Here is a 12,796-nt window from a genome sequence, read left to right as displayed (position 1 = left end):
GGAATCACGCCACCGCCTCGGTCAGCGGGACGAAGTCGACCTTCTCCCGGACGCCGCAGTCCGGGCAGCACCACGAGTCGGGCACGTCCGCCCACGGCGTACCGGCCGCGAAGCCCTCGTGCTCGTCGCCTTCCTCGACCCGGTACGTGTAGCCGCAGCCCGGGCAGCGGGCGGCCAGCACCTCCTCGGCCGGTACGCCGGCGGCGGCGCCGCCCGGACCGCCCGAGGTGCCGGCCGGGGCGGGCGGGGGGTACTTCGCGAGGATCTTGTCGCGCTTGCGGGGGCTGAGGTTGGCGCGCGACAGGTCGCCGTCGAAGTGCGCGAGCACCCGCGGGTCCATCACCCGGCGCCAGACGGCGGGGACGATCGCGAGCACGATCATGCCGGCGTACCCGGTCGGCAGCACCGGGCTCTCCTCGAAGTCGCGCAGGGACTGGTAGCGGCGGGTCGGGTTGGCGTGGTGGTCGCTGTGCCGCTGCAGGTGGTAGAGCAGCACGTTGGTCGCGATGTTGTTGGAGTTCCACGAGTGGGTGGGGTCGACCCGCTCGTAGCGCTGGCGCTCGCCGACGCCGACCTTCTGGCGCAGCATCCCGTAGTGCTCCATGTAGTTGACGACCTCGAGGAGCGAGAAGCCGACGACGGCCTGGACCACCAGGTACGGCAGGATCCCGACACCGAGCCAGGCGACCAGCGCGCCCCAGAGGACCACCGACATCAGCCAGGCGTTGAGCACGTCGTTGCCGATCCGGAACGGGTGCTGCTGCCTGCGGGCGTAGCGGCGCTTCTCGAGGTTCCACGCGGACCTCAGGGAGCCGCCGACCGTGCGCGGCCAGAACTGGTAGAAGCTCTCGCCCACCCGGCTGCTGGCCGGGTCCTCCGGGGTCGCGACCCGGACGTGGTGGCCGCGGTTGTGCTCGATGTAGAAGTGCCCGTAGAAGCTCTGCGCCAGCGCGACCTTCGAGAGCCAGCGCTCGTTCTCCTCGCGTTTGTGGCCGAGCTCGTGCGCGGTGTTGATGCCGATGCCGCCGATGCAGCCGATGCTCACGGCGAGGCCGATCTTGGCGAACGTCGAGAGGTCGTCACCGGCGATCAGCCACATGGCGCCCACGAAGCCGGCGTACTGGATCGGCAGGAACAGGTAGGTGATCCAGCGGTAGTAGCGGTCCCGCTCCAGCGCCTCGATCACGTCGTCGGGAGGGTTGGACCGGTCGAGCCCGGCCACCAGGTCGATCGCCGGGACGACGCCCAGGATCACGACCGGGCCGATCCAGAACCAGATGCCCCAGCCGGTCAGCGCCCAGGCGGCGTACCCGATGAAGGCGAGCGACGGCACCACCAGGCCGATCAGCCAGAGGTAGCGCTTGCGGTCCCGCCAGGAGTCGGTCGACCCCGCCCGGACGGTGCTGTTCGCGATCTGCTCGGACATCCCCATGCCTCCGTAGGCCTCGTCGGTTGCTTGACAGAACCGTACGAAATGTCAAGCGACTTGACAAGTGGAGATGAATTGTAAAGCGGCCTCCGGGCTGCCTCGGTGGGCGAGCTCGTCGAGAGCCCAGCCGTGCAGCTCGCTCGACCACCATCGACGGATCGGCTGGCGCGTCTCCGTCAGGCGTTCTCCTTGCGGAACGTCGCGGTGCCCCACCAGGTCCCCAGCACCGCGAGGACGACCGCCCAGACGGTGCCCCAGAGGACCGATGAGGTGCCGAAGCTCCCCGAGAAGGAGTCGCGGACCGCGTCGACGACGTACTTGAACGGCATCAGGTCGCTGACGTTCTGCAGCCACTCCGGCCCGATCGTCATCGGGAGCAGGATGCCGCTGAGCAGCAGCACCGGCATCATCACGATGTTGATGATCGGCGCCATCACGTCCTCGCTCTTGGTGGTCAGGGCGAGCGCGTTCGAGGCGGCCGCGCAGGCCGCGCCGATGATCAGCGTGATCAGGATCCCCAGCACGATGCCGCCGAACGAGCCGCGCAGGCCCATCACGTAGCCGAGCGCGACCAGGATGACCGCCTGGACGAACAGCTGGCTGACGTCCCGCATCAGCCGGCCGACGAGCAGTGCGGAGCGGTTGGCAGGAGTCACCCGCTCGGCCTCGATCACGCCCTCGCGCCACTCGCCGATGAGGCCGAACCCGGCGAAGAACGCGCCGAACATGCCGAGCTGCACCAGCAGACCCGGCACGAGGAACGTGTAGGCGTTGTCGGTGCCGGTGCCGAACGACGACACCAGCGGCTCGAGCAGCGGGCCGAACAGCACCAGGTAGAGCACCGGCTGCATGATCCCGATCAGCACCCACGCGGGATTGCGCAGGTTCATCCGGATCTGCCGCCGGAACACGATCGTGCTCTCTCGCGTGAAGCTCATGCCGGCACCTGCTCCTTGTCGTCGTCCTTCTCCGAGCCGGCCTCGGCGTCGCGCAGCGACCGGCCGGTGAGGGTGAGGAACACGTCGTCCAGGGTCGGCCGCGCGACCTCGATCGAGTCGAGGGTGACGCCCGCGGCGTCCAGCTCCCGCAGCAGCCCGGGTACGACGCGCCCCGCGCGGCCCACGCGCCCCCGCACGTGGTGGCCGTCCGTCTCGACCCCGTCGGCGATCGCGCCCAGCTTCGCGGCCGCGAGGCCCACCTGGTCGTCGGCGGCGACCTCGAGGTCGACCAGGTCACCCGCGACCTGGGCCTTGAGGTTGTCCGCGGTGTCGGCGGCGACGATCCGGCCCTGGTCGATGATCAGGATCCGGTCCGCGAGCGCGTCCGCCTCGTCGAGGTAGTGCGTGGTCAGGAAGACCGTGGCACCGTGCCGCGCGCGCAGGTCGCCGATGTGGTCCCAGAGGTTCGCCCGCGCCTGCGGGTCGAGCCCGGTGGTCGGCTCGTCGAGGAAGACCAGCGTCGGGTCGTGGATGAGCCCCATCACGACGTCGAGGCGGCGCTTCTGGCCGCCGGACATGTTCTTGGGCTGGCGGGTCCAGAGCCCGTCGAGCTGGAGCCGCTCGAACAGCTCCTGGCCCCGGCGTACGGCGTCGGCCCGGCTCATCCCGTAGAGCATCCCGTGGTCGACGACCTCGTCGCCGGCGTACGCACCGGAGAACGTCGAGCCGACCTGCGAGACGTAGCCGATGCTGCGCCGGACCTGGACCGGCTCCCTCACGACGTCGTAGCCCGCGACCGTGGCGGTGCCCGCGGTCGGCCGGAGCAGCGTCGTCAGCATCCGCAGCGTCGTGGTCTTGCCGGCGCCGTTGGGGCCGAGGAACCCGACCACCTCGCCCTCGGCGACATCGAGGTCGACGCCGTCGACGGCCCGGACCTCCTTGGCGTTCTTCCCGCGTCCCGTGTGGAACGTCTGCACGAGCCCCCGTGCCTCGATCATCCTGACTCCCTGGATCCGTCATCTATTCAAACTTGAACACACGCATAGCAAGCGTCGGCCAGCTCTGACCCGGGCCGCGCCGCGGACTCATCGGGTCAGGACCAGGTGACCGCCGCCTGCTCGCGCCAGGTCCCCTCGAGCGCGGGCCGGCCGGAGCGGTTCCAGAGGGAGAGGTAGAGGTCGACCGCGGTGCCGTTGAGCACCCAGTCGGCGTCGCCGAGGCCGCGGCGCGGGCCGACGAGCCGCTCGGTGACGGCCGGGCGCGGGCCCAGTCGCAGCCGCCACCAGTCGGGCGCGTCGTCGGGCGCGACGACGAGCACCGACTCCTCCTCGCAGCGCAGCCGCGAGCGCGGCCGGGTGAGGAAGCCGCCGAGCAGCTCGTCGATCCCGTCGACCGCCAGGTCGACCTCGATCCACGTCTCGGCGGGATCCGGTGACCGGCCGAGCGCCGCGGACAGCGCGTCGACCGCGTGCACCGTCGTCTCGTGGCACTGCCGGCGGGCCCAGAACTCCCGCGGCGCGGGTGCGTCATGGAGGAACACCGGCGCCTGCACGTCGGCCGGCGCCCGGGTCAGCGTGTCGGCGAGCTCGATCACGCCGTCGCGCAGCCACTCCAGCGGGTCCGACTCCTCCTGGCCGGCGGCCTCGAGCACGTCGGGGTCGATGTCCCGCTCGCCGCGCACCAGGCCGGCGGCCCAGCGGTGCACCATGCCCTGGTGGGCGACCAGGTCCCGCACCGTCCACCCGGGACAGGTCGGCACCGGCGCGCGCAGGCCGGCGCGGTCGGCGTACCGGACGAACGCGACCATCGCGGAGCGGAGTCCGTCGAGGTGGCGCGCCAGGGGGAGCTGGGTGGGCACGTGCCGAGCGTGACACCTCGCGCGGCGCGCGGCACCCGGATTACCCGGAGGTGGTAGGAGTGGGGCGTGACCGAGCCCGCCGCCGTCCGCCTCGCCGTCCTCATCGACGCCGACAACGTGTCCTCCTCGCACTCCGCCGCACTGCTCGCCGAGCTGGCCCGGTACGGCGTACCGACGGTCAAGCGGGCGTACGGCGACTGGACGACCCCACAGCTCGGCGGCTGGAAGGGCGAGCTGGCGCGGCACGCGATCCAGCCCGTCCAGCAGTTCGCGAACACGGTCGGCAAGAACTCGACGGACTCCGCGCTGATCATCGACGCGATGGACCTGCTGTACTCCGGCAACCTGGACGCGTTCGCGATCGTGTCCAGCGACAGCGACTTCACCCGGCTGGCCACCCGGCTGCGGGAGTCCGGCAAGACCGTCTACGGCCTCGGCCGGCGGCGTACCCCCGCCTCGCTCCAGGCGGCGTGCGACAAGTTCATCTTCCTCGAGGTGCTGCGCGACGAGCAGGACACCCCCGACGACAGCGACGCGGAGGCCGAGGAGGACTCGCTGCCCGACCTGCGCACGATCCTCGAGGCGGCCGTTCGCAGCACCGGGCAGGAGGACGGCTGGGCACCGCTCGGCGCGGTCGGCACCTACCTCGGCAAGACGCACGCGGCCTTCGACCCGCGGCACTACGGCTTCCCGCGGCTCAGCGCGCTCGCCGGCGCACAGAGCTACCTGGACCTCGACCACCCCGAGGGTGGGCAGCCGCGGGTCCGGTTGCGCTCGCAGCGGGCGCCGCGCAAGCGGGCGGCGAAGAAGGCCGCCCCGGCCACGAAGGCCTCACCGGCCAAGTAGCGCGCGGTACCTCTCGCGGTCGGCGTTCATCTGCCAGCCCGGCTCGTCCTCGAGCAGCATCCGGGTCTCCTCGCCAGCCATGCGGCGAGTCCAGGAGCGTAGGTTGGCGCCATGACGGAGCAACCCTTCGGCATCGACTTCGGCGGCACCGGCATCAAGGGCGCGCCCGTCGACCTCGACGCCGGTGAGTTCGCCGGGGAGCGGGTTCGCATCCGCACTCCGGAGAAGTCCACGCCCGACAACGTGCGCGACGTGTTCGTCGACCTGCTCGCCCAGTTCCCCGACTGCAAGGGCGCGGTCGGCGTGACGGTGCCCGGCGTCGTCCGCCACGGCGTCGTGTACTCGGCAGCGAACATCGACAAGTCCTGGGTCGGCACCGACGCGGACAAGCTGCTCACGGAGGCCACCGGCCGGGAGGTGCACGTCGTCAACGACGCGGACGCCGCCGGTCTCGCCGAGGTGCGGTACGGCGCCGCGCGTGGCCGCTCGGGCCTGGTGATCGTCACGACCCTCGGCACCGGCATCGGCTCGGCGATGGTGCACGACGGCGTCCTGGTCCCGAACTCCGAGCTCGGTCACCTCCAGGTCGATGGGCACGACGCCGAGTCGCGTGCCGCCAACAGCGCCCGCGAGCGCGAGGGGCTCTCGTGGGAGCACTGGGCGAACCGGCTGACGAGGTACTACCGGACGCTGGAGATGCTGTTCTCCCCCGAGCTGTTCGTCGTGGGCGGCGGGGTGAGCAAGGAGAGCGAGGAGTTCCTCCCGCTGCTCGACCTCGACACCGAGATCGTGCCCGCCACGCTGCGCAACAAGGCCGGCGTGGTCGGCGCGGCGCTCTACGCCAGCGAGGGCGGCGGCTGACGGCCGACCCGACCGGGTCAGGGCGCCCGCGACGGCCGCTCAGTCGCCGCGGATCGCGGCGGCGACCGCCTTGGGCACGTCGGGGTGGAAGACGGTGGGGATGATGAAGTTCGGGTTGAGCTCGTCGTCGTCGACCACGTGCGCGATCGCGTCGGCGGCGCGCAGCAGCATGTCGATGGTGACCTCGTGCGCGCGGGCGTCGAGGAGCCCCCTGAAGACGCCGGGGAACGCCAGCACGTTGTTGATCTGGTTCGGGTAGTCCGATCGGCCGCTGGCGACGACGGCGGCGTACTTGTCCGCCTCGGCGGGGTCGACCTCGGGATCGGGGTTCGCGAGGGCGAACACGACCGCATCGGGGGCCATGTCCCGGATCCACTCGGCCTTCAGCGCGCCGGGGGCACTCACCCCGATGAAAACGTCCGCGCCGTGCAGGACCGTGTGCAGGTCGCCGCGCACCCGGCGCGGGTTGGTGACGGCGGCCAGCTGCCGGTGCGCCGGCGCGAGCGAGTCGTCGTCGGCCGCGAGCGCCCCGGCGCGGTCGACCACGACCACGTCCGTGGCCCCGGCGGCGATGAGCAGGGTGACGATCGCCGTGCCCGCCGCTCCCCCGCCGGACACCACGACCCGCACCGACGGCAGCTCCTTGCGCACGACGCGCAGCGCGTTGGTGAGGGCGGCGAGCACGACGATCGCGGTGCCGTGCTGGTCGTCGTGGAACACGGGGATGTCGAGCGACTGGCGCAGCCGGCGCTCGATCTCGAAGCAGCGCGGTGCGGCGATGTCCTCGAGGTTGATGCCGCCGAAGCCCGGGGCGATCATCTCGACCGCCTTCACGATCTCGTCGGTGTCCTGGCTGGCCAGGCAGATCGGCCACGCGTCGATGTCCGCGAACCGCTTGAACAGCGCGGCCTTGCCCTCCATCACCGGCAGCGCCGCACCGGGGCCGATGTTGCCCAGGCCGAGGACGGCGGACCCGTCGGTGACGACCGCGACCGAGTTGCCCTTCACGGTCAGCCGCGGGATGTCCTCCGGGTGCTCGGCCAGCGCCATGCTGACCCGGCCGACGCCGGGGGTGTAGGCCATCGACAGGTCGTCCCGGTTGCGGAGCGGGACCTTCGAGGTGACCTCGATCTTGCCGCCGATGTGCATCAGGAACGTCCGGTCGCTGACCCGGTGGACCTCGACCCCGTCGAGGGCGTCGACGGCCGCCTCGAGCACCTTCGCGTGCGCGGCGTCGCTGGCCGAGCAGGTCACGTCCACGACGAGCCGCTCGTGGCTGGACTCCGCGACGTCGATCGCGGTCACGATGCCGCCGGCCTGCGTGATCGTCGTCGCCACCGCACCGACGACCCCGTGGTCGGGCGCGGTGTGCAGGCGCATCGTGATCGAATACGACGAGGGGGTGGCGGCCATGTCCCGACCCTCTCGCTGCCGGTCGGTTACCGGCAAGTCGGACGCGTGCGCCGTCCCTACGCGACCTCCTCGGCGCCGAGGTGCGCGAGCAGGTTCCTGGAGAACCGGTCGCCCATCTGGTCGATCACCCGGCTCATGGCGCCGCGCACCGCGCGCTCGGACGCCCGTGGAAGCGGCAGGTCCAGGGTGATCTCGAGGGCCGTGACCAGGCGGGTGCCGCCCTCGGCGTCCTCGAGGGAGTACCACCCCTCGACCGCCGACCGCTCGCTCGTGCCGGCGGGCGGGTCGTGGCGGAACTCGATCCGGCTCGGCTCGTCGTACGTCACCAGCTCGGTGAACGCCGGCGCGACGCCGACGCCCAGCACGGTGAGCCCGGACAGCTCCCAGCGCCAGTGGTCGCCGTCGGCGGTGATCCGGCGGACGAACGGCGTGAGCTCGGCGACCAGCGCCGGGTCGGTCAGGGCCGCCCAGATGTCGGCGCGGTGCGCGGCGACCACGGCCTCGGCCCGGGTGTCGGCGGAGAAGCGGGTCATGGCGACTCCCTACCCGGCCCGGCAGGATTCGATGTGCTCGCTCGGTGGCAGGCTGGTGCCATGCCCCAGGTGACGGCCGAGGCGTGGGTCCCGGTGCCGCCCGACACCGCGTTCGCCGTCTCGCAGACGACGGGCGCGGTCCGCCTGCGCTGGGACCCGTTCATCCGCAAGCAGCACCTGCTGGGCGCGGAGCAGCCCGCGGCGGGCGTCCGCACCTACACCCGCGCCCGGGTCGGGCCCTCGATGGTGAGCCGCTACGTGTCGTACCGACCGCCCACCTCGGTGGGCATGACGATGGAGAGGGGGCCGTGGTTCTTCGCGTCGTTCGGCGGCGGGTGGCGGTTCACCCCCGAGACCCGGGACGGCGTCGCCGGCACCCGGGCGGTCTGGAAGTACACGTGGACGGCGAACCCGTCCTGGTTGCGCCCGGCCGCCGACCCGATCGGGCGGTGGCTGCTGGGCCGGGAGATCCGCGGCCGGATCGCGGCGTACGCCGAGGCGTGCGGCGACCCCGACGTCCTCGGTGTCGTCCAGAACACGCCGCCGGAAGGTTTGCGCTGACCCCCCGACGGGGGACCTGCGTGACATGTCCGCACCACAGCTCGTCCTGCTCGCCCTGATGGCCTTCGTGCTCCTCGCACCCCTCGCGATGGTCGGGGTGCTCCTCACCGGGCTGGCACGGCGCGGCGACTCAGCTGACGAGCCGGGCCCGCACCTGGGCGGCCTGCTGGTGGCCGACGGGGTTCGCGTGTCCGTCGAGCACCACGACGATCGAGCGGTTGCCCAGGTCTAGGGTCACCGTGCCCTCCCCCAGCTCGAGCACCTCGCCCCTGATCAGGTAGTCCTCCCCGCCGATCCGCTCGAGCAGCGTCTCCGGTGGGCATCTCTCCACGTCCCCCAGCGCCACCGCGCGCAGCAGCGCGCGCCGCGGGCCGCCGTACCGCCAGATCAGCAGCACGACCAGCAGCAGGATCAGGTCGGCGCCCAGCGTGAGGACCAGCGGGACCCGGCTGTCGACGGTGCCCTCCGCGCGGTACGCCGACGGGTCGTGGTCGGCCACGCGCACCGTGATCCGGCCGCTGGCGACCGCGTCGTCGTACGCCTCCTCGCTCACCTCGGCCTGCCAGGACTTCTGGTCGGGGTCGACGTCCTGCGGGAACGTGAAGGACAGCCAGAACTGGTCGCCGTCCACGACCCGGTCGTCGACGACGGTGGCGGTGACGTCCTTGCCGGACGAGGCGATCTTCTGGTCCTGGTACCAGCTGTGCAGGAGGGGCAGGTTGACCACCACCGCGAGCAGCACGACGAGGAGCGCGGCACGCCGGCGGGACTGGGTCATGCCGGCCAGTATCCGGCCTACTGCAGGGTGGCGGTGAGCCGCATCACGTTGTCGACGTACCGCTGCCCGCGGGTTCGCCCCTGCCAGTCGTCAAGGGTGAGCTCGGTCGACAGGGCGCGGTAGGTGTCCTGGACCTCGGCGAGCCGGGCCACGATCTCCGGGCCGGTCATCATCATCACGACCTCGTAGTTGAGCGCGAACGAGCGCATGTCCATGTTGCTCGACCCGACGACGGCGACCCGGTCGTCGACCGAGAAGTGCTTCGCGTGCAGCACGAACGGCTCGGGATAGAGCCAGATCCGCACCCCGGCGGTCAGGAGTCCCTCGTAGTAGGAGCGCTGCGCGTGGGCGACCATGAACTGGTCGGCGGTCGCGCTGACGAACAGCTCGACGTCGACACCGCGCTGGGCGGCGGTCGTCACGGCGTACAGCAGCGAGTCATCCGGCACGAAGTACGGGCTCGTCAGCGAGAGCCGACGCTCGGCGGAGTACAGCATGCTGTTGAACAGCCGCAGGTTGTTCTCGGTCGCGAACCCCGGGCCGCTCGGCACCACCTGGACGCCGACGCCGGTGAGCGCACCCGGGCGGTCGGTCGGGGGTGGCGGTACGGCGGCGACCAGGCCCTGCAGGTTCTCCCCGGTCTCGGTGAACCAGTCGGTCGCGAAGACGACGTTCAGCTCCTGGACGGCTGGGCCCTCGATCCGGGCGATCAGCTCGACCCACGCCCGGCCGAGCTGCTGGTTCTTCGGCTTGTCGTAGCAGGCCTCGATGAGGTTCTGCGAGCCGCTGAAGGCGACCCGGCCGTCGACGACCAGGATCTTGCGGTGGTTGCGCAGGTCGGGCCTGCGGATCTCGCCCTTGAACGGCCGGATCGGCAGCATCGGCGTCCACCGGATCTTCGTGGCGTCGAGCCTCTTCACGAAGTCCTGGTAGCCGGGGATGCCGCGGGAGCCGAGGTGGTCGAAGAGGAACCGCACGGTGACCCCGCGCTCCGTGGCGCGCACCAGCTCCTCGAAGAACGGCCCGGTGACCTCGTCCCAGGCCGAGATGTAGAACTGGACGTGCACGTAGTCGGTGGCCGTGGCGACCTCGCGCGTCATCGCGTCGATCTGGGCCTGGTAGTCCTCGACCAGCTCCACGGTGTTCCCGAAGCTCAGCGGCAGCACCCCGAGCCGTCGGTTGAGCTTCGCGAAGCTCTGCACCAGGGGCGGCAGCCGCAGCCGCTCGGCGTGGTCCTCGATGTCCTCGAGGTGTGCGGCCGCCAGGATCGCGGCGTTCACCTCCTCCTGCTGTCCGCGCCGCTTGCGGCCGACCGTCGTGCGGCCGAACAGCAGGAACAGGAGGAAGCCGAGGAACGGCAGCGCGAGGATCAGCACCAGCCAGGCCATGGCGGTCTGCGGCCGGCGATCCCCGGGGATCACGACGAACGCCGCGACCACGATCGCGATGTTCGCCACGACGAGGGCGGCGCCCAGGATCGCGACCAGGGTGGCCGCCCAGTCGGACATGACGTCACGCTAGGGACGGGCGTACGCCGGAGGGTCACCCGAGTCGGGTGAGCCCGGCGTAGGGAACGCGCCCGCACGATGTGGACGTGGCGACCTCCTCCGCCCGGGCCGTGCCCGGACTGCCCCGGGGCGTGCTCGTCCTGGTCGGGCTGGCGGCGGGCGTCGTCGTCGTCGCGGGGATGCACGGGATCTCCTCGATCCTGGCGCCGACCTTCCTGGCGCTGGTGCTCACGGTGCTCGCGCACCCGCTCCGCTACTGGCTCGACCGCTGGATGCCCTCGTGGGTCGCGTCCGCGATCTGCATCGCGGCCGTGTACCTGCTGATCGTGGCGCTGGCCGTGGCGGTGGTGGTGTCCGTCGCCCGGTTCGCCGCGATCCTGCCGTCGTACACGGACGCGTTCCACCAGCGCGTCGACGACCTCACCGGGTGGCTCAGCGACCTGGGCGTCGACCAGGCGCAGATCGACGAGCTGGGCTCGTCGTTCGACTTCGAGGCACTCGGCGGGTTCGTGGGGGACCTGCTCGGTGACCTGCTCGGGCTGGTGTCGAACCTCTTCTTCATCCTGTCGCTGGTGCTGTTCATGACCGTCGACGGGAGCTCGTTCCCCCGGCAGCTGCAGCGCGCGCGGGCATCGAAGCCGCAGGTGGTCGAGGCGCTCGAGGAGTTCGCCCACGGGACCCGTCGCTACCTCGGCGTCTCGACCGTGTTCGGCCTGATCGTCGCGGTGCTCGACACCATCGCCCTCGCGCTGCTCGGCGTACCGCTGGCGCTCACGTGGGGCCTGCTGGCCTTCATCACCAACTACATCCCCAACATCGGCTTCGTGATCGGCCTGATCCCGCCCGCGATCCTCGCGCTGCTCGAGGGCGGACCGAGCCTGATGCTCGCGGTGATCGCCGCGTACTGCGTGCTGAACGTCGTGATCCAGTCGGTGATCCAGCCCAAGGTGGTCGGCGACGCCGTGGGCCTGTCGACGACCCTCAGCTTCTTCTCGCTGGTCTTCTGGACCTGGGTGATCGGGCCGCTCGGCGCACTGCTCGCGATCCCGTTGACGCTGTTCGCGAAGGCACTGCTGGTCGACGCCGACCCGGACACCCGCTGGCTGAGACCACTCATCTCGAACAAGGACGACGCCCTGCCCGCGGAGGACCTCAGTCCGGGATCGTGACGACCTCGACCACCGAGATCCCCAGCGAGTTCAGCAGGTTGAGCACGCCCTGGAGCTCCTCCTGGTCGGCCATCTCGCCGGTGAGGGTGGTCGTCGCGCGCTGCGTGCGGGCGGTCAGGTGGGGGAACGCGCCCGAGAGCTCGTCGGAGATCTCCGCGTCCACGCGGATCATCATCCTGGTCATCGGCACTGGTCCCTCGGCCTCGTCGGTCCCGTAGCGGCGACGGTAGGCGGCGGCGTCGGGCGACGCCTCACCGGAAACGGGCGAGGCCACTGCGGTGGTCCTTCGCGAGGCTGGTCGCGATGACCGCCGTGATGTTCATCCTCCTCGGGCTTTTCCTCTGCTTCCTGGGTTCGGCCTCGGTCCGCGTCGCCGTCCTGGTGGCAGGGTTCTGCGGTGCCTGGCTGATCGCGGACGAGCTCGACGCCAGCACCGGGACGACGTTCCTCGTCGCCCTCGCCGGTGCCGGCGGCGCGCTGGTGCTCAGCATCCTGCTCGCGCGCTTCGCGCTCTTCGCGGCGGGCTTCGTGCTCGGCGGTGCGGTCGGGGCGAAGCTGTTCGAGGTGCTCGACCGCGGCGACGCGAGCTGGCTGCTCGCCCTGGTGTTCGTGCCGTCGGTCGCGCTGCTCGGCGGCTTCCTGGCCCAGCACTGGAAGAAGGCGTTCCTGCCGTGGGCCACCGCGCTCGCCGGCGCCGCGATGGTGCTCACCGGGATCGGCCGTGTCGACACCGGGCTGACCTCCGGGCTGCGGCGTCCCGACGATGCGACCGGCGGCGTCGTGCTGGCCGTCCTCTGGGTCGCCCTCGCCCTCGCCGGGCGGTCGTTCCAGGCCCGGCGTGGCGCCGACCGCTGACTTCACGCAGAACGGGTGAGCCCAGGGCCACGGGCGGGCGGGACGCT

Annotated in this window: 14 protein-coding genes; 5 read left to right on the top strand and 9 right to left on the bottom strand. The window is 71.5% G+C overall.

What is annotated here, in order from left to right:
• Positions 1 to 4 precede the first annotated feature (4 nt).
• The 4 genes from N538_RS29720 to N538_RS0114840 form a co-directional block, all read right to left on the bottom strand.
• A complete protein-coding gene (locus N538_RS29720; protein WP_028637934.1) occupies positions 5 to 1,426 on the bottom strand; it encodes a fatty acid desaturase in 1,422 nt (473 codons plus the stop codon).
• Between the two features lie 179 nt (positions 1,427 to 1,605).
• Entirely contained in the window at positions 1,606 to 2,367 is a 762-nt protein-coding gene (locus tag N538_RS0114850; RefSeq protein WP_028637933.1) for an ABC transporter permease, read from the bottom strand.
• Positions 2,364 to 3,365 (bottom strand): daunorubicin resistance protein DrrA family ABC transporter ATP-binding protein, encoded by a 1,002-nt coding sequence (locus N538_RS0114845; protein ID WP_028637932.1) that lies wholly within the window; start codon positions 3,363 to 3,365, stop codon positions 2,364 to 2,366. Before N538_RS0114845 ends, N538_RS0114850 begins: the two co-directional genes overlap by 4 nt.
• A gap of 95 nt (positions 3,366 to 3,460) precedes the next feature.
• Positions 3,461 to 4,225: a maleylpyruvate isomerase family mycothiol-dependent enzyme gene (locus N538_RS0114840; RefSeq protein ID WP_028637931.1), complete on the bottom strand. Its 765-nt coding sequence runs from the start codon at positions 4,223 to 4,225 to the stop codon at positions 3,461 to 3,463.
• Between the two features lie 66 nt (positions 4,226 to 4,291).
• Here N538_RS0114840 and N538_RS0114835 point away from each other — a divergent pair, with 66 nt between their 5' ends.
• Both N538_RS0114835 and ppgK read left to right on the top strand, forming a co-directional pair.
• Positions 4,292 to 5,071, top strand: a complete 780-nt coding sequence (locus tag N538_RS0114835) for an NYN domain-containing protein (protein WP_028637930.1) — start codon at positions 4,292 to 4,294, stop codon at positions 5,069 to 5,071.
• A gap of 111 nt (positions 5,072 to 5,182) precedes the next feature.
• Positions 5,183 to 5,932 (top strand): polyphosphate--glucose phosphotransferase, encoded by a 750-nt coding sequence (gene ppgK, locus N538_RS0114825; RefSeq protein ID WP_028637929.1) that lies wholly within the window; start codon positions 5,183 to 5,185, stop codon positions 5,930 to 5,932.
• Between the two features lie 39 nt (positions 5,933 to 5,971).
• Here ppgK and N538_RS0114820 read toward each other — a convergent pair whose 3' ends face one another.
• Both N538_RS0114820 and N538_RS0114815 read right to left on the bottom strand, forming a co-directional pair.
• Positions 5,972 to 7,345 carry an NAD-dependent malic enzyme gene (locus N538_RS0114820; protein WP_028637928.1) on the bottom strand — a complete coding sequence of 458 codons (1,374 nt, stop codon included), beginning with the start codon at positions 7,343 to 7,345 and terminating at the stop codon, positions 5,972 to 5,974.
• A gap of 56 nt (positions 7,346 to 7,401) precedes the next feature.
• Positions 7,402 to 7,878, bottom strand: coding sequence for an SRPBCC family protein (locus N538_RS0114815; RefSeq protein WP_028637927.1), 477 nt, complete (start codon positions 7,876 to 7,878; stop codon positions 7,402 to 7,404).
• A gap of 60 nt (positions 7,879 to 7,938) precedes the next feature.
• On the opposite strand from N538_RS0114815, the gene N538_RS0114810 reads away from it, so the two are divergent.
• Positions 7,939 to 8,439, top strand: a complete 501-nt coding sequence (locus tag N538_RS0114810) for an SRPBCC family protein (RefSeq protein WP_028637926.1) — start codon at positions 7,939 to 7,941, stop codon at positions 8,437 to 8,439.
• Between the two features lie 130 nt (positions 8,440 to 8,569).
• Here N538_RS0114810 and N538_RS0114805 read toward each other — a convergent pair whose 3' ends face one another.
• Complete coding sequence (locus N538_RS0114805) at positions 8,570 to 9,217, bottom strand: hypothetical protein (protein WP_028637925.1); 648 nt, start codon at positions 9,215 to 9,217, stop codon at positions 8,570 to 8,572.
• 17 nt (positions 9,218 to 9,234) lie between these two features.
• On the bottom strand, positions 9,235 to 10,725 hold the full coding sequence (cls, locus tag N538_RS0114800; RefSeq protein ID WP_036570691.1) for a cardiolipin synthase: 1,491 nt from the start codon (positions 10,723 to 10,725) through the stop codon (positions 9,235 to 9,237).
• Between the two features lie 86 nt (positions 10,726 to 10,811).
• On the opposite strand from cls, the gene N538_RS0114795 reads away from it, so the two are divergent.
• Entirely contained in the window at positions 10,812 to 11,894 is a 1,083-nt protein-coding gene (locus N538_RS0114795; RefSeq protein ID WP_028637923.1) for an AI-2E family transporter, read from the top strand.
• Here the strand turns inward: N538_RS0114795 and N538_RS0114790 are convergent.
• On the bottom strand, positions 11,878 to 12,168 hold the full coding sequence (locus N538_RS0114790) for a hypothetical protein (RefSeq protein WP_028637922.1): 291 nt from the start codon (positions 12,166 to 12,168) through the stop codon (positions 11,878 to 11,880). The two genes, N538_RS0114795 and N538_RS0114790, sit on opposite strands and share 17 nt — an antisense overlap.
• A gap of 29 nt (positions 12,169 to 12,197) precedes the next feature.
• On the opposite strand from N538_RS0114790, the gene N538_RS25630 reads away from it, so the two are divergent.
• On the top strand, positions 12,198 to 12,749 hold the full coding sequence (locus N538_RS25630) for a TM7S3/TM198-like domain-containing protein (RefSeq protein ID WP_051549316.1): 552 nt from the start codon (positions 12,198 to 12,200) through the stop codon (positions 12,747 to 12,749).
• Positions 12,750 to 12,796 lie beyond the last annotated feature (47 nt).

Source organism: Nocardioides sp. URHA0032, assembly GCF_000620645.1.
Lineage (GTDB): Bacteria > Actinomycetota > Actinomycetes > Propionibacteriales > Nocardioidaceae > Nocardioides.
This window is presented reverse-complemented; position numbering and strand designations above follow the sequence as displayed.